The sequence below is a fragment of the Streptomyces sp. XH2 genome (assembly GCF_049725035.1).
Classification (GTDB): Bacteria; Actinomycetota; Actinomycetes; order Streptomycetales; family Streptomycetaceae; genus Streptomyces; species Streptomyces roseoverticillatus.
Genome location: NZ_JBMMMZ010000001.1, coordinates 318,080 through 334,073, shown reverse-complemented (window position 1 = coordinate 334,073; position 15,994 = coordinate 318,080). Strand labels below are relative to the sequence as shown.

16 protein-coding genes and 1 pseudogene are annotated in these 15,994 nt (G+C 70.7%); 6 read left to right on the top strand and 11 right to left on the bottom strand.

The genetic code is table 11. The features are described 5' to 3' along the window. Positions 1-26: 26 nt before the first annotated feature. Positions 27-878, bottom strand: coding sequence for a LysR family transcriptional regulator (locus tag ACOTKD_RS01485; RefSeq protein WP_424886964.1), 852 nt, complete (start codon positions 876-878; stop codon positions 27-29). A 122-nt stretch (positions 879-1,000) separates the two neighbouring features. Between ACOTKD_RS01485 and ACOTKD_RS01480 the strand changes: the two genes are divergently transcribed. The 3 genes and pseudogenes from ACOTKD_RS01480 to ACOTKD_RS01470 all read left to right on the top strand — a co-directional run bounded on the left by ACOTKD_RS01480 (position 1,001) and on the right by ACOTKD_RS01470 (position 2,859). After that, complete coding sequence (locus ACOTKD_RS01480; protein WP_424886963.1) at positions 1,001-1,696, top strand: SDR family NAD(P)-dependent oxidoreductase; 696 nt, start codon at positions 1,001-1,003, stop codon at positions 1,694-1,696. A gap of 134 nt (positions 1,697-1,830) precedes the next feature. Continuing rightward, positions 1,831-2,211 (top strand): annotated as a pseudogene (locus tag ACOTKD_RS01475) (AAA family ATPase); the annotation flags it as partial. Positions 2,212-2,352: 141 nt separating this feature from the next. After that, the gene (locus ACOTKD_RS01470) at positions 2,353-2,859 is read left to right on the top strand and encodes an LNS2 domain-containing protein (protein ID WP_424887356.1); all 507 of its coding nucleotides are present in this window, start codon (positions 2,353-2,355) and stop codon (positions 2,857-2,859) included. 64 nt (positions 2,860-2,923) lie between these two features. Here ACOTKD_RS01470 and ACOTKD_RS01465 read toward each other — a convergent pair whose 3' ends face one another. The 3 genes from ACOTKD_RS01465 to ACOTKD_RS01455 form a co-directional block, all read right to left on the bottom strand. Then, positions 2,924-4,075 (bottom strand): methyltransferase, encoded by a 1,152-nt coding sequence (locus tag ACOTKD_RS01465; RefSeq protein WP_424886962.1) that lies wholly within the window; start codon positions 4,073-4,075, stop codon positions 2,924-2,926. 436 nt (positions 4,076-4,511) lie between these two features. Beyond that, positions 4,512-4,901 carry an SH3 domain-containing protein gene (locus ACOTKD_RS01460; RefSeq protein ID WP_424886961.1) on the bottom strand — a complete coding sequence of 130 codons (390 nt, stop codon included), beginning with the start codon at positions 4,899-4,901 and terminating at the stop codon, positions 4,512-4,514. 281 nt (positions 4,902-5,182) lie between these two features. Further along, positions 5,183-5,947 (bottom strand): TetR/AcrR family transcriptional regulator, encoded by a 765-nt coding sequence (locus ACOTKD_RS01455; protein WP_424886960.1) that lies wholly within the window; start codon positions 5,945-5,947, stop codon positions 5,183-5,185. A 423-nt stretch (positions 5,948-6,370) separates the two neighbouring features. Here ACOTKD_RS01455 and ACOTKD_RS01450 point away from each other — a divergent pair, with 423 nt between their 5' ends. Continuing rightward, positions 6,371-7,396 carry a hypothetical protein gene (locus tag ACOTKD_RS01450; RefSeq protein ID WP_424886959.1) on the top strand — a complete coding sequence of 342 codons (1,026 nt, stop codon included), beginning with the start codon at positions 6,371-6,373 and terminating at the stop codon, positions 7,394-7,396. 44 nt (positions 7,397-7,440) lie between these two features. Here ACOTKD_RS01450 and thpR read toward each other — a convergent pair whose 3' ends face one another. The 6 genes from thpR to ACOTKD_RS01420 all read right to left on the bottom strand — a co-directional run bounded on the left by thpR (position 7,441) and on the right by ACOTKD_RS01420 (position 13,507). Then, entirely contained in the window at positions 7,441-8,016 is a 576-nt protein-coding gene (gene thpR / locus ACOTKD_RS01445; protein ID WP_424886958.1) for an RNA 2',3'-cyclic phosphodiesterase, read from the bottom strand. A gap of 210 nt (positions 8,017-8,226) precedes the next feature. Continuing rightward, positions 8,227-8,670: an NUDIX hydrolase gene (locus ACOTKD_RS01440; RefSeq protein ID WP_424886957.1), complete on the bottom strand. Its 444-nt coding sequence runs from the start codon at positions 8,668-8,670 to the stop codon at positions 8,227-8,229. A gap of 310 nt (positions 8,671-8,980) precedes the next feature. Next, positions 8,981-9,589, bottom strand: a complete 609-nt coding sequence (locus tag ACOTKD_RS01435) for a hypothetical protein (protein WP_424886956.1) — start codon at positions 9,587-9,589, stop codon at positions 8,981-8,983. A gap of 192 nt (positions 9,590-9,781) precedes the next feature. Then, positions 9,782-10,315 carry a hypothetical protein gene (locus ACOTKD_RS01430; RefSeq protein ID WP_424886955.1) on the bottom strand — a complete coding sequence of 178 codons (534 nt, stop codon included), beginning with the start codon at positions 10,313-10,315 and terminating at the stop codon, positions 9,782-9,784. Positions 10,316-10,987: 672 nt separating this feature from the next. Next, positions 10,988-11,398 (bottom strand): hypothetical protein, encoded by a 411-nt coding sequence (locus ACOTKD_RS01425; RefSeq protein WP_424886954.1) that lies wholly within the window; start codon positions 11,396-11,398, stop codon positions 10,988-10,990. A 93-nt stretch (positions 11,399-11,491) separates the two neighbouring features. Beyond that, positions 11,492-13,507, bottom strand: a complete 2,016-nt coding sequence (locus tag ACOTKD_RS01420) for a protein kinase domain-containing protein (protein ID WP_424886953.1) — start codon at positions 13,505-13,507, stop codon at positions 11,492-11,494. 370 nt (positions 13,508-13,877) lie between these two features. Between ACOTKD_RS01420 and ACOTKD_RS01415 the strand changes: the two genes are divergently transcribed. Further along, the gene (locus tag ACOTKD_RS01415) at positions 13,878-14,699 is read left to right on the top strand and encodes a class I SAM-dependent methyltransferase (RefSeq protein WP_424886952.1); all 822 of its coding nucleotides are present in this window, start codon (positions 13,878-13,880) and stop codon (positions 14,697-14,699) included. A gap of 66 nt (positions 14,700-14,765) precedes the next feature. Next, positions 14,766-15,266, top strand: coding sequence for a VOC family protein (locus tag ACOTKD_RS01410; RefSeq protein ID WP_424886950.1), 501 nt, complete (start codon positions 14,766-14,768; stop codon positions 15,264-15,266). A 69-nt stretch (positions 15,267-15,335) separates the two neighbouring features. On the opposite strand, the gene ACOTKD_RS01405 is transcribed toward ACOTKD_RS01410, so the two are convergent. Continuing rightward, positions 15,336-15,866, bottom strand: a complete 531-nt coding sequence (locus ACOTKD_RS01405; RefSeq protein WP_424886949.1) for a GNAT family N-acetyltransferase — start codon at positions 15,864-15,866, stop codon at positions 15,336-15,338. Positions 15,867-15,994 lie beyond the last annotated feature (128 nt).

Here is a 15,994-nt window from a genome sequence, read left to right as displayed (position 1 = left end):
AGATTCCGGGTTCCACGACGCCGGGTTCACGAAGAAGGCCGTGGCATGGGGGTGGCGCTCGAACCGCCGGTGCGCCGGCGCAGCGTCGCGGTGGCGACGTCCAGGAAGTCCGGTGCGAGGCCCGGGCAGTTGCTCTCCGGTACCGTCAGGCAGGTCTCCACGGGCAGGGCGTCGGTGACGGTCAGGTAGACGAGATCGGGGCGGGAGTACGAGTTCGCGATGCTGACCGGGACGAGTGCGATGCCTTGCCCGGAGGCGATGAGTTCGAACTTCTCCTCCAGTGAGGTCACCCGCCGCGTCCTGCCGTCGAGGACCGGCTCACCGCCGAGATCGGACGACGTGAGGGTGCGCCGGCCGGCCAGCGGATGCGTCACCGGCAGGCACGCGACCTTGGTCTCGTGACCGATGGGCACGGTGCGCAGCCCCGAGTCGTCGAAGGGGCGCCGGAGGTATCCCACGTGCGCGCGGCCGTCGCGGAGCGGTGCGTCCCGTTCCCACCAGCGCAGCGGAAAGACATCGATGACGACCTCCGGACGGCTCGCCGTGAACGCCCGGATCGCGTCCGACACGTGCAGGCCGGGCGAGAAGGCGACGACGAGCCGCTGCTCACCCCGCTGGGCCTCCTGCACGCGCTGCAGCGCCCCGTCCACCACCGCGGCGATCCTTGACGCCTCGTCATACAGCTGTTGTCCCGCGGGGGTCAGCTCAACGCTGCGCGTGGTCCGGGTGAGCAGCGGGCATCCCAGCTCCTGCTCGAACGCGCGGATCTGCCGGCTGAGGACCGGCTGTGCGATGAACAGCGCCTGTGCCGCCCGGCCGAAGTGCCGGTGCTCGGCCACCGCGACGAAATAGCGGAGCTTGCGCAGGTCCAGATCCATGCCGTCACGGTATCAATGCGATCCGAAGGGTATTGGACGCCCGGCCGGACCGCTCGGAGACTTGCAGGGTGATCGCCTCGATCCATTCTCAGTCCTTCCCTTCTCAATCCTTGAGGAATCACGTGGATAACACCCGCAAGACCGCCGTCGTCATCGGAGCCTCACGGACCTTGGGCCTCGGGCTCGCCACCGAATACCTCCGTCGCGACTGGGACGTCATCGGCACGGTCCGCGGCAGCCGGCGCACCGCCCTGCACGACCTGGCCGAAGCATCCGGAGGACGGCTGACCATCGAATCGCTGGAGATGACCGATCCGGAGCAGATCTCGGCACTGCGCGACCGCCTGGCACAGCGCACGCTCGACCTGCTCTTCGTCAACGCCGCCATCACCCGTGGCGACATCCCGGTCGGCGAGGTTCCGACGGACATGTTCACCGAAGTCATGGTCACCAACGCCCTCAGCCCGATGCGTGTCGTAGAGGCCCTCCGCCCGCTGGTCGCGCCGACCGGAACCATCGGCGTCATGTCCTCCAGCCAGGGAAGCATCAGCTTGAACACCGAAGGCGGACAGGACCTGTACCGGGCCAGCAAGTCCGCACTGAACCAGCTGATGCGCAGCTACGCCGCCCGCCACGCAGAGGACACGCGGACACTGCTGCTCATGGACCCGGGCTGGGTCCGCACCGAACTCGGCGGGCCCCATGCCGATCTCAGCGTGGAGGAGAGCATTCCAGGGGTGGCGGAGACGATCGAACGCCACCGGGGGAAGCCCGGCCTGCACTTCGTCGATCACCAGGGCCGGGTCGTGCCCTGGTAGACCATGCGGCGACCAGCGACGCCGTGGACTGATGAACAGCGGCTACGATCCGCTCAAAGTGCCCGGACCGGCGGCGCGCACCCCGCGGCCGTCCGCCGGGCCGGTGCCGCCCCGACGGGCGAAGGGAGGCCGCCGTGCCGGTGACCAGCACCCCGCATGACGGGCGATTGGAGCTGATCGTGCTGGTCGGACTCCAGGCGTCGGGCAAGTCCACCTTCTACGCCCGTACCTTCGCCGGTACACACGCGCACGTGAGCAAGGACCTCTTCCGCCGGGCCCGGCACCGGCAGCGCCGCCAGATGCGCCTGGTCGAGGAGGCGCTGGCGGAGGGGGCGCCGGTGGTGGTGGACAACACCAACCCCTCCCCGCACGAATGGGCGCCGCTCATCGCAGCCGGCCGCGCCCATGGCGCCCGCGTGGTCGCCTACTGGTTCCCGCCCGACGTCACGGGGGCGCTCGCCCGCAACGCCGTACGACAAGGCCCCGAACGGGTGCCGGACGTCGGCGTGTACGCGACGCTGAAACGGCTCCGCAGACCACGACGGTCCGACGGCTTCGACGCGGTGTACGAGGTCCGGTTCGACGGCGAGGGCGGGTTCCTGGTGGATCCTGCGGAGGATCCCGGGCCGGGACACGAGTCCACATGGGGCCTGGCCATGCCTCTCTGGCCCGCCCCCGGCGCGGAGCCACGGCCGCTCGCCGTCTTCGACCTGGACGGCACGCTGGCCGACGTCCGCCACCGGCTGCACCACCTGGAGAGCCGGCCGCGCGACTGGGACGCCTTCTTCGCCGCCGCCGGGCAGGATCCCCCGCTCGCCGAGGGAGTCGCGCTGCTCACGGCCGCCGCGCAGCGGTGCGAGGTGGCCTACGTGACCGGTCGCCCGGAGCACTGCCGCCAGGACACCCTCGACTGGCTCGCCCGGCACGACCTGCCCGAGGGCCTGCTCCTCATGCGCGGCCGGGGCGACCGCAGGCCGGCCCGGGTCTGCAAGCCGGAGCTGCTGCGCGACCTCGCCCGCGACCGCGCCATCGCGGTGGTGGCCGACGACGACCGCCAGGTGTGCGACGCCTACGAAGCCGAAGGATTCCAGGTGCTGTGGGCCACCTGGACGGCCCGGCAGCCTCTTCTGGAACGGGTCCAGGAGAGCGAGGGCCGCACCTGAGCGCCCACAGGCGGAGCGCCGGGCCCTCGCCGAACCGATGCCGTCCGGCACGCAAGCAAGGAAGTCACTGGGGGACCAGGCGCCACAGGGACGTCACCTCTGCCGCGCGGGCCGCGTGGAGGGGGTCCGTGGTGTCCGTCGCTCGTGGGTGGCGTGGGGTGGTGTCGACCTTGTCGTGCACGTGCAGGCCTGCCGAGTCGATCAGTGTCAGGAGTTCGTGGCGCGTTCTGAGTCCGAGCCGTTCGGCCAGGTCGGACAGGACGAGCCAGCCCTCGCCGCCCGGTTCGAGGTGGTCGGCGAGTCCGTCGAGGAAGCCGCGGAGCATGCTGCTGGAAGGGTCGTAGACGCCTTGCTCCAGGGGCGATGCCGGACGGCCCGGGAACCAGGGCGGGTTGCAGACGACCAGGCCGGCGCGCCCTCGGGGGTAGAGCGTGGGGCCCGTCACTTCGATGCGGGTGGCCAGGCCGAGCCGGTCGGCGTTGTCGCGGGCGCAGGCCAGGGCGCGTGGGTTGATGTCGGTGGCGGTGACGTGCCCGACGCCCCGCCGGGCCAGGACGGCGGCGAGCACACCCGTCCCCGTGCCCAGGTCGAACGCCGTGCTGTACGCGCCGTGGGCCACCGGTGCCGGTAGCGGCGTCCGGGCGACCAGGTCGACGTACTCGCCGCGGACGGGGGAGAAGACGCCGTAGTGCGGATGGATACGGGCACCGCCGAGGGCGGGCACCTCCACTCCCTTGAGGCGCCACTGATGCGCGCCGATCACGCCGAGGAGCTCGGTGAGCGGGACCGCCGTCGGCCGGTGCGGCGGGCCGTACGCCTCGGTGCAGGCCTGGCGTACGTCCGGGGCCCGGCGGAGGCCGAGGGCGTGGTGCTCGTCCAGGAGGACGAGCAGGCGGCTCAGCACGCGGGAGCGGTGGTGACGGGCCCTGCGGTGGAGGCGGAACGACTTCAAGGGGTCGTCCGCCGGCGGCACGGCCTTGCGGGCGATGCGGCGGTCCATCGCCCGCAGCAGCTGGCGTGCGTTGTGGTAATCGCCCCGCCACAGCAGCGCCGTGCCTTCACAGGCGAGCCGGTAGGCGGTGGCGGCCTTCGTCCGGTCGTCGGCGACGACGACCCGTGCCGGGAGCGGGGACGTGCTCTCGCACTGCCAGTGGGCGGATCGAGCGGACGGGACGGATCGTGCGGTGCGGGCTTCGGTCCAGTGGATCGTGGACACCACGTACTCCTCGTGGTCGAACGTGCAGGTGACACGACGAGCACTTCGACGGCGAGGAGCAGGGGAAGCCGCCGCCCGTGCGGGGCACGGGCGGGCGTGACAGGGCAGGCCGGGTGGGCCCGGGGTACGGCTACCGCTCTCGCGTCGAAGTGCGGGAGGAGGTGTCGCCGAGGACCATGCCGAGTGTCACGATCAAGCCTTTCGCCAAGACGCAGGGGAACGGAGTTCCCTGATCTCCCGAGCCTTGCACGGGGCGGCGGCCACGGGCAAACGGTTTCTCCGCCGGGGCTGGTCGCTGGGGAAGGCCGGTCCCGCCGGGGCTGCCCCGTCGACAGTCCCGGCGGGCGAGTGGGCGAGCGGGTGGGTGGGACAGGCCGAAGACGCTCAATGCTCACAGCCCGGCCCGGCCCGGTCCGCCGGCCTCGCGGTGCGGCGGTCAGCAGTGGGTGCGGGAGTCCTTCAGACCGCCGTCGTCCAGGCGGGCGTTGTAGACCCAGCCCTCGAGGTTGCTGCCCTCGATGCGGACGTGGGTCCACTTGTGGTCCGCCGAGTTGTTCACCCAGCAGTGGTAGTACAGCGTCACGCTGGTGCCCACCGTGGCGACGACGCCACAGCCCTCGTTCGGGCCGGTGCGGACCTTGGCGTCGGCGCCCTTGGCCGTTCCCTTGGCGCCCGACTTGTTCGACCACGCCGGGTGCGTGCAGGCGTCGGCGCCGGTCGGTGCCGCTTCGGCGGACGGGGCCACGACCGCGAGCCCCGCCGTGGCCGCCAGCAGCGGAGCCACGGCAGCAGTGAGGATCCTTGCCTTCGTTCTGGTAGCGCTCATGGGTCACCCCTCGGTGTCGGCGGGCAGCCTGTGCGGCTGCCGCTATCGCATTCGAGGATGCGGCACGAAACGGGGAGCGGAACGAGGGCGCCGGGCATCTGACCGAAACGTGCCACGGGCATGCACCAGCGGCAATTACCGTGCGTGCACGACGTGTTGGTGGCAGCTGTGGTGCCTGCCACCTGCGACTTCAGGGGTCCGTCACGGCTGCGGCGAACGTCGCTGCGAACAGTGTACGCATTGACCGGATCCCGGCGGGTGAGAAGGGTCCCCGGACGGACTCAGGGGCCCTCGGGCCGGTTCGCCGCGGCGCCGTCGAGGAGGCACCCGAGTCCGTACGCGAACTCCTCGTCGCGGCTCCGCCGCAGATCCACGGACGCGCCCTCGGACCCATCGCCATCCTCGGTGTGCAGGGCGTAGAACCGGCGCAGCCGGGGGAAGGGCTGAACGGCGCGCTCCGCCGCGGGCCACGCCCTGCGCGTCCACTCCTCCTCGGTCAACCCGCTACGGGCCAGGTTCGCGAGCCACGCCGCCTCGGTGCCCGCCATGCCGATCACGTAGGCGAAGACCATGGACATGAGGCTGCCGGCCTCCCGCAGCGGGAACCCGGCCTCTTCCAGCACGCCCAGCATGGTCTCGGACAGCCGCATCAGGTTCGGGCCGAAGTGGGTCACGCCCGCCCCGCCGAGTACGGCGGAGGCCCAGGGATGACGGAGGATCATTGTCCGTACGGCGTGGCCGCATTCGCTCACGAGCTCCCGCCAGGGCGCCTGCCCGTCGATGGCCGGGAGGCACTCGGCGAAGACCTCGTCCAGCGCCAGTCCGATCAGCTCGTCCTTGCCGGCCACGTGCCGGTAGAGCGACGTGGCCGCGGTGCCCAGCGGATCGGCGAGCCTGCGCATGCTGAGCGCCTCCAGGCCCTCCGCGTCGAGCAACCGGAGGGCCTCGGCCACGATCCGCTCCCGGCTCAGGGCGGGCTGCGCCCCGCGGCCGCGCCGGGCACGGGGGCTGCGGGCCGGAGAAACCGGCAGGTCATCGGCGGTCACAGGGACTCCTCTCGCTGGGCCCGCACAGCCTAACCGGCAGGTCGAACTGCCTTGCCCGCGGCCGCTGTCCGGCGGTCCGGCCCGCCGGTCCACGCAGCGTTCCCGGACGCGGCGCGGGCATGGCATCCCGTCCCGGATGTTGCCGAGACGAGCTCACGGAGCTCGTTCTTCTGCCACCCTCTGGTGTTCATGAAGTGCATGGGGTCTGCGAACGGGCGCAACGCCGTACGGTGCCCACTACGTTTGCTACTGGTCGTCCTCGCCGTCCTGTTTGCCGTAGCCGGGTGCGGTGGCGGACACCCGCACAGCGGCACTAAGGCTGCCGATCCGAAGGCGCCCCCCGAAGCCTTCCCGCAGGATCCCACCGCAACGTTTCAGGGAGATTGGCCTTCTCCGGGCACCGAACACGATCCCGCCGACGTCGTGGCGTTGGGCGCACGCCTCGCCTATGCCTACGACCAGGACGACACCGGCATCACCGCCTTCCGGCTGGACAACGGTGACGTCGCCTGGCACACCACCGTCCCGGAGGGCGGCTCCGTCGCACAGGCACCGCGCCTCACGGGCAACGCGGTGATCGGAGCCTTCGCCACCACGACGAGCGGTGCGGGAACGTACGCCGACCAGCACGGCATCAGCGTCATCGCGATGGAGGCCGGCAGCGGCAAGACCCTCTGGACGCGCCGGATCTCCACCGACAGCGTCTCCGGCGACGCGGCGGGGTCCGCCGTACCCCATGTGGTCGGGGCCGATGCCCGGCATGTACTCGTCGCCTCGTACGAGCAGGGCCATTCGGAGACACCACCGCTGTCCACCCTGCTCGACACGCGCACCGGCCGGGTCATCTGGACCGACACCGACTTCAAGGGGGTGGATCTGGAAGAGTCGGTGGCCGTCGGTGTCCGCGACGACGGTGACCTGGCGGGAAAGTCGACCGCTGACGGCAGGCAGCAATGGGAACGCGACCTGCACCTCGGCGAGATCACGACGGCGGATCCGGGCCCCGGGCTGACCTTCGCCGACGGAACCGCCGCGGGCGGGACCCTGCTCATCGACGCCGCGACGGGCACGACCCGCCTGGACTCCGGTGACACGTCACTCCTCGACTGCCACTACGACGGGTGGAACACGACGGTCTGCGAGGGAGCCGACGGATCCGGCCACGCCACCGCATGGGCAGTGGACATCCGCACCTCGGACGTCCTGTGGCGTCTGCCCGGCCCATCGGCGAACCGTGTCGCCCCCGACATCACCTCGGCATGGCACGGGGTCGTCTACGCCCAAGCCGATCAGGCCATGACCCTGAACACTCGTACGGGCGAAGACCTCCGCACGAGCATCGGTCCCGTCTCACCCACCATGGTCAATGACGGCTACGGCCTGGTCTATGACGACTCAGCCCGAACGATCGATGTCTACCGTGCCGCCGGCGGAGCCGTCTCCGGCTGAGCGCCCACCGGCATCAGCGGCAAGAGGAAGCCGGTCGGATCCGCTCAGGGGGCTCGCCGGGTGCCCAGCGGCCAGGCCGCCACGGTTTCGTACCGCGGGCGCCCGCCGCCACCTGCGCCCAGGTGGCTGCGCACCAGTTCCAGACGCTCGACGCGCCACCGGCGGCCCCGGAACTCGGACAGTTCCTCCGCGTACGGGCGGAGCCTCACATGCCCGGCCACGCGGGCGAGGGTGAGGTGGGGCCGGAAGGGGCGGGCGTCGTCCACGTGCACGCCCGCCTCCCGCGCCGCCGCGACGGTGGAGCGGGCCAGGCCGCCTACGGTCTCCAGCGAGCCGGTAGCCCCGACCCACAGGACGCGGTCACCGAACCGGCCCCCGCCCGCGAACCGCAGCTCGTGCGCAGGGTGCCGGTGGGCGGCGCGAGCCAGGTGCTCGTCCAGAGCGGGGAGCAGGACGTCGTCGACTTCGCCGAGGAAGGCGAGGGTGAAGTGCCACGTGGCGGGGTCGGTCCAGCGCAGTCGGCCGCGCCGCTCGGGAAGGGCGGCGCGGAGCTGTGCCACTTCAGCCGCCAGTTCCTCGATGGCGGCTTGGGGAGGGATCACTGCGGCGAACAGTCGCATGGAGGTGAGTGTGACGCGGCCCGGCGGCGATTTCCCGCTTCCACGCGGTGACGCCGGCCCGTCAGACGAAGGACACCGACGATCGCGTGGAACTGCTGCTGTTCGAACAGGTGGTTCCGTGGGCCGGGCGCGGAGGGCGTCACGGCCGCCCGCCGCGAAGAGCGCGGCATGCACCAAGGACGGACGGCTGTCGGCTGCGTAGGACAAGGGTCACCGGGGCCAGCCCACCTCTGTGTACGGCCGGCCATGAGCTATGCCTTCCAGTGCCGCGACCGTGTACGCCACCGTCGGATCGGGAAGAGCGTGCGACGGCCACCACCGCCACTCCACACACCGGTCCGGCTCCATCAGCTGCGACTCGCCGCGCCACCGGTGCACACGGAAGAACAGTTGCAATCGAGGCACCGCGTCATCGGCGTCGAGCAGGTGCACGGTGTGCACAAGCTCGAGGTCGGGCTCGGCCACGGTGACACCGAGCTCCTCGTACGCTTCCCGCACGGCGCAGGCCCGCGCGCTTTCCCGCTCCACATGGCCCGCCGGCACGTGCCAGACATTCGCTGCGTACAGCGCGTCCGGTGGTCGCAGTCCCAGCAGGACGTGGCCCTTTTGCTCGAACAACAGGTGCGCGCCGACGATGTTCGGCAGGAACGGCACGGGTCTCCTCTCCTCTGGCGATGCGCTGCCGGAAGCCGCACCGATGGAGGACAGCAGACTGCAAGAGGTGTGCTCGATCGGTGTCACCACTGTGTCCGGCGGCCGCATCGTAAGGCGGCATCGTCATCCAACCTGGGAGTACGCACCGCAGATGTCCAGCGTGCAAGAGCAACTGCTCCTGACCGACGCACACGCCGGCTTCGGACCGCGCGACTTCCGGGCCGGCCTGGCAGGTCGCGGGGGGCCCCCCCGGCGGGGGGGGGGCGGCGCCCGCCCCCCGGGCCCCGGGGGTTCGTGACGGCCCTGGCCGCTATGCCCGCTCGGAAGGCCCGGCGTCTGCCTGCTTCTGCTCGGGCCGGGCGGTCCCGTCCTGCTGGGGCGCCATGCTGTAGGCAACCGATCGCGCCTGCTTGCTGCGCTGCACCTTGCCCCGGGCGACGAGGGCTTCCAGCGTGTTGCGCACCACCGTCGCCTGCACCGTACGCGCCGGATGAGCGGCGCTCACGCCGTTCGTGATCTCCGCAACCGACTGCGGCCCCTGCTGCGCGGCCAGGTAGGACAGGAGAACCTCACCCCATGTGGCTTCCCTCTGGGCCGCCTTCTTCCCGCGGCGATCGGCCCGTGCCCGCGCGGGCGGCTGCGAGGAGCGCGGCCGCGGCACCTTCGCGCCCGCCTTCCCGCCGGCTTCCGGCTCGGCAGCGGCAGCGCTCGGTGACGGCTCCACCGCTGCGACCGGCTCACCGGTCAGGGTGGCCTGCAGCTTCAGTAGTTGTTGATGGTCGGATTCCAGCGTCTCCAAACGCTGTTGCAGAGCCGAGATCTCGGCGCGCACCTGTTCCCGTTCCTTGGACACGCGCTCGATGTCCGCGGTGACCCGGGCCGCGTACTGGTCCGTGAGGGAAGTGGCAATGTCAGGCATGAGGCTGTCCTCGCTCCGGTTGCCGTGTGTGAGCCGCGATGTTACCCATGTCAGCGCCCAAACGTCACTGCACCGGTACGCAGAGGTGACAGGGCGAGAGGGAGAGCGCGTCGGAGGTAGGTGTACGGAGGAGGGGGTGCCGCACCACAGCGCCCCGGCATCCCATGCGCACACCCCATGGCAGACGGTGCCCTAGACGCGCAGCACGTACCACTGCCTGGGAGACGTGCCGCGCAGATACAGGCGCTCTCCTCTTCCGACGGGGCGTGCGTAGTGCTTGAGCGGGGCGCCGTTGGGCATGGTGAGTTCCGCCTCCTCGACGATGACCGCCTCGTCGGCGGTCATGCGGCAGCGATGCAGCCGGTCCCTGCGGTCGCGGGGGCCGCTGCCGAGCATGAGGACCTGATCGCCCTGGACGGCCATGCCCAAGGGACTGGGAACGGGGTTCTTCCGTAGCCGGAAGCGCCCGTCGGCGTGTACTTCGAGGAGGGGGAACGTGGGGTAGTACGTGGCCCAGGCGATCCGGTCGAGGACGTTGAAGGCGTAGACGGTGTCGATGTATTCAACGCCTTGCGGGGCCGAGTACCCCCACAGCCGGTTGCCTCCGCTGTCCCAGCGGACCAGACCCGCGGCGCTGACCGGGTCGACGTAGACCCCTTCGTCGAAGTAGGCGCTCCACAGGTTGTTCTGCCGGTCCGCCATCATGAACTCGATCGCACGCCCCATGGCGAAACTGCGCCGCCGCCGACCGTCACGGCCGTATATCTGCGCGTTCCGCTCTCCCACGGCACCATGGCCCTGCAGGACAAGCCGGCCATTGGGCAATGCGTCCAGGTTCTGTGGCAGCAGTGTCACGTCTCGCAGGACACGTTCTTGTACGTCTCCCGCGTCGCTGATCACGACAAGCGCGTCATACGGATAGCCCCGGGGCCGGGGTTTTCCATAAGGGTTCGGTACGAGCTCTGCGTCAGGGCAGAGCAGCCACAGGGCTCTTCCCCACGCGTCCACCGTGGTGGCCAGGACCTTCCGGTCGTCGTACTGCCGAGGCAACAGTGCGTGGGGACGCAGTGCCACCTTGTTCAAAAAATCACCTCGCGGGCGAAGGTATGTAACGGCTCCATCATCGCAGATGGTCCGCAAGGTGCATGAGTTGCGGGGTGTTCCGCTGGGAGAACTCCGACCGGCTGATCTGACGCACGCTCATCGCGCAGCGGGTGGCCCTGCCCTATGTCCTGCCACTCGCGGTGCGCTTGCTGATCGACGGTCTGCCGGAGGAGGCGGTCGCCGACTTGCCCCGTGGCGCAGCCGAGGCACTGGCCCGATTCGTTGCGCGGCCCGGGGCGTCGTCTCGCTGAGTGGATGGCAGAGCCGGTGACAGGCTCACCTGGATGAACTGCGTCAGGGAGCCTGCCTGACGTGGCTACCTCGTGCGGGAACTGCACGCTCGCCGGACGCCTGAGGGGCGCCGTCCACCGTCCTCGACGGGGCCGGCACCGAGGCCGCCAGGTGGTCGCGGAACCAGGGGTGGCCGGGGACGCCCAGTTCGACGTCCACCCGGCCCTGCCGCAGCGTGGGGCCGCCTTCGATCGTCTCCGGCCGGAAGACCACGTCCACATGCGGGGCCTCCGAGTGGATCCGATCAGTGAAGATCCCGGCAAGCCCGCTCAGGAGCAGCTCGGTTGCCTGCACCGTGAACGTGCGCTGGAGATGTACAGGGTCGAAGGCGGCTCCGGACCACAGGATGTTGTCGCAGCCGCGCAGCAACGTGCGTACTTCCTCGCGCAGTTCCCGGGCACGCGGGGTGGGCACCACCTCCTGGCCCGCGCGAACCAGGAGCGGGTCACCGACGGCTCGGCGCAGCCGGGCCGTCGTGCGGCTGACCGCCGCAGGGGACCTCGGCGGTCACGTACCCGTACCCTCGGCCGGCAGGGCGACAACGCCGTCCCGGGTGGAGACGTAGAGCCGTCCGTACCCCGCGGCCACGTCGAAGGGGCCCGGAGGGATGTACTTCCAGCGTGACGTTCCGGTGGCGGCGTCCACGGCCCAGACGAAGGGGTGGAGGACGGGATTGTTCCCGTCGATGTAGGAGTCCTCGTCGTACTCGAGGTTCACGGTCTGCCCGACCAGGACGTACAGCGTGGAGCCGTCGACCAGGAGATCGACCAGGCCGGGCTTCTCCTGGGAACCGATCGCGGCTGCCACGGAAGAGTGCCATCTCTCCTTGCCGGAGCGGGGTTCGAGAGCCTGCACCGTCAGCGTGGTGACCCGCTTCCCCGACGTGGCCGTGTCCTCGGCCCGGGAGACGACATAGACGAGCGAGCCGTCCGCCGCGGCCGCCGGAGTGCCGAACCCGTTGTAGCTGCCGGAGGGCTGCTCCTTGGTCCACAGGCGATCACCGGACTCGGGGTCGAGGCCGATGAGGGTGGTGGACGCGTAGACGAGGGCATCGTCCGCCGCGCACAGGTTGGGCTGGTCGCTGACGTTGCCCGGTGCCTCGGGCAGCGTGTTCTTCCAGCCCTCGATGTAGCTGTGAGCGGCATCGAACGCCTGGAGCCGGGCTTCCTGGCCCGTGTCGTGCGAGGAGGCCAGGTGGAACACCCGGTCTCCGGAGCGCGGCACGATCAGGGTGCTGGACGCGGCACGCTGGAGGTTCTTCCTCTCGTAGCCGGTCTCGCACCGCCAGGCCACCCGGCGCGAGGCGATGTCCACCGCCCAGAGCACGGGGCGCGGTCCCCACTTGGTCGTGGTGCTGGTGGCGTAGAGGCGCCCGTTCTTGATGCCGCATATCGAATCGACGTAGCGCGGCGGGTCGTCGAGCTCGGCCGACCAGGCCTGGGTCCCGCGTGCGAGATCCACGGCGACGATCTGGGTGGGAACCTTCTTCGAGCCGCTGCTGTAGCGTGCCCCTGAGCCCCCGAAGTAGAACGTGCCCTGGTCGACCGCGCCGGCGCCGACCCCTCTGGACCGTATGACGGCGAGGTCGGGCAGCGGCAGATGCCAGGCGATGGTCCCCTTGGCGCCCAGGTTCCACAAGGCAGTGCGTTGCCTGATGGAATCTTCGGGCTCGTAGCCCATGCAGAGCACGCCGCCGGGGTGTGCGGTCAGCGCGGACACCGTCGGGATGTCGCGGCTCTGCCAGAGGGGCCGTGCTGTTGCCACGTCGGTGAGTGGCGTCGGGGGTCTTCCGTCGTCGTGGCCCTTGCCGCCCAGCCGGGTCGCGGCGATCAGGCCGCCACCGACGAGCGCGAGGGCCCCGCCGGCCAGACCGAGTATCCGGCGACGGCTGAGGCCCTGCGAGGCGGAGGGATCGGCGGGCAGCGTTGCTGTCTGCGGGGCCCTGACGGTCGCAGGGGTCGCAGGGGTCGTTGGGGCCGTGGGAGCCGTAGGGGCCGTGGCGGCCGCAGGGTTCGACAGTGCTCCGGGTGTGCGGACGCCGGAATCCTCGGCGGGCCGGGCCCGCCCGGTGGCCGGACCCAGCATCGTCAGGAGCCCAGAGGCGTCCGGGCGGTCGTCCGGATCCTTCGCGAGGCACGCCTCGATCGCGTTCCGGAGCGCCCCCGGGACCTCGCCGAGCTCCGGTGCCTCGTTGAGGATGCGATGCACGATCGCCGGGATCGTCCCCGCGTCGAACGGCCCGCGGCCCGTCGCCGCGTAGGCCAGCACCGCCCCGAGCGAGAAGACGTCACTGGCCGCATGGGCCTGGTCCGCGCGCACCTGCTCCGGCGACATGAACGCGAACGTACCGATGACCACGCCCGCCGACGTCAGCGAACTCGCGCCCACCGGACGGGCGATACCGAAGTCGATGATCCGCGGGCCGTCACCCGACATGATCACGTTGCTGGGCTTGAGGTCCCGGTGGACGAGCCCGCACGCATGGATCGCCGCGAGCCCCTCGGCGAGCCCCGCGCCGAGCACGCCCCCCGGGCGAAGCGCCTGCGGAACTGCGGATCAGCGGCGTGCTCCCGCCGGATGAGCTTGACCGCAACCTGCCGCCCGCCCGGGGAACGCCCCAGGAAGACCTCACCCATACCGCCGGCGCCGAGCCGGCCCTCAAGGCGGTACGGGCCGACGCGATCGGGGCCGGCCGGGGACAGAGCGTCCATCGGGAACTTCTCCAGGGGGAGGTGATGTCTCACGCAGGCGGGTGGTTGCTCGCGGTCAGTCAACGGCAGTGTGCCAGAAGGGATGCACGAGGGTGATGATCTCGAACAGTTCGCGGGCCGGTCCTCCGGTCGGCCTTCGCGATCGCCCCGCTCACCATCTGCGGCACGGATATGGTGAGCGAATGGATCAAGACGAACTACTGCTTCATGCCTCGTCGTTCGGCGCAGCGGCGGCCGCGTACGCCGAGCACCGTCCGGACTACGCGCAGGCCGCGGTGCGTTGGGCGCTCGAAACCGCGCCCGGCCCGCGCGTGCTCGACCTCGGCGCCGGGACCGGCAAGCTGACCGCCACGCTGGTCGCACTGGGCGTCGAAGTCATCGCGGTCGAGCCCGACCCGGACATGCTGACCGAGCTGCGTCGCTCGCTGCCGGGTGTCCGTGCGCTGCCGGGGAGCGCCGAATCGATTCCGCTGCCGGACGCTTCCGTCGATGCCGTGCTGGCCGGCAATGCCATGCACTGGTTCGACATGGCCGTCGCCGGACCCGAGATTGCCAGGGTCCTCGCGCCCGGCGGCGTTCTGGCCGGCCTGTGGAACCTCATGGACGACCAGGTCGACTGGGTTGCCGGGCTCGCACGGGTCAGCGGGAGCGCGGCCATCGGCCCGCGTGACACGCCCGCCGCCTGGCGCGCCGAGACGGCCGGCATGCACCTTCCGAAGACCGGCGTGGCCGCCCGCTTCGGCTCGCCGGAACAGGCCGAGTTCCCGCACGGGCAGCGCCGCACCGCCGACTCTCTCGTCGCGACCCTCGCGACGCGCGCGGGGATGCTGGTCATGCCGGAACAGGAACAACAGGCGACGCTGGACCGGATCCGTGCATTCCTTGCGAGTGCACCGGAGACCGCCCGCGGCGAGTTCACCCTGCCGATGCTGACCGGCGTGCTGCGCGTCCGGCAGGACGCCGGCAGGCGGCCGCCCCACGCATCGGGGCCTTCTAGGACATGAACTGACCTAGACCGCGATGAGCGTCATCACGACGTCGAGGCACGCGCACTCCGGGAGGCAGTTCCCATGTCCGTCAAGCCGGTTCCCCAGGGCTGCAGCACCGTGACGCCGTGGATCATCTCCCGCGACACGGTGCAGCTCATCGACTACATGAAGAGGGCCTTCGGTGCGGAAGAGCTCGCCTGCCTGGCCGGCGAGGACGGCGCCATCGAGCATGCGGAAGTACGGATCGGCGACTCGGTGGTGATGATGTTCGACGCACGGCCGGCGTGGCCGCCGACCCCCGGATTCCTGCGCCTCTACGTCGAGGACGCCGACGCCGTGCACCGCCGGGCAGTTGCCGCCGGCGGCACCTCCGTCACCGAGGTCACCCACCTGTTCTTCGGTGACCGGGTCGGCCGGGTGCGTGATCCGCTGGGCAACCTGTACTGGATCCAGACCCGTGTGGAAGACCTCAGCCCGCAGGAGGTGGAACGCCGCCTCAGTGACCCGGAGTTCACCAAAGCGATGGAATACGTCCAAAGCGCCGACTTCTTCCCTGGCGCGGGCCTGAACGGCCTCGGTTGAGCAGTTGTCCCAAGGGCCTCCCCGAGGGCCTCCCCGAGGGCCTCAAGGAGACACGGGTGCCCACGTCCGTCAACCGACCCTGCGGGCCAGCACTTGTCCCGGCCAGGAATCGGCCAGGAAACGGTCGGTGCGAGTGAATCCGTTGCGTTCGTAGAGGGCGACCAGCTCGCCCCCGCCGCCCGCCCAGCAGTCAACCCGCAGCAGCCCCACGCCGGCCCGTCTGGTCTGCTCGACGGCATGGGCCAGCAGCGCCGCCCCGATGCCCCGACCGGCGTGGCGCCGGTCGGAGACCAGCAGTCGTACGTACCGCTCGGGTTCCTCGGCCGGCGCGACCGGCATCCGGGGGCTCGGCCCGGAGTCCAGCACCAGGGCTCCGGCAGCTGACCCGTCCAGCTCCGCGATGTACGGGGCGTTCTCGGTTGTGTACCGCTCGACCCGCGCCTTCCCGTCCGGCCTCCGCGAATACGGTGTCGTGCCCCACTGCTCCGTGTTTCCGCGATCGTTCATCCAGGCCACCGCGGAGTCGAGCATGCCCAGAATGGCCGGTGCATCGGCCAGGCCGCCTGGTCTGATCCGTATGCCAGGTGTGGTGTCGTTCACGGCGGAAGTCTAAGCACGGATGGATGGACCCGGGATGCACCGCCGGCAGTCGGCCGGATTGATGCCTTTACACCCCTCCTCCGGGCAAGGAAAGTGACCTCTTCTGTCCGAGTGCAGGGGCTTCGTCT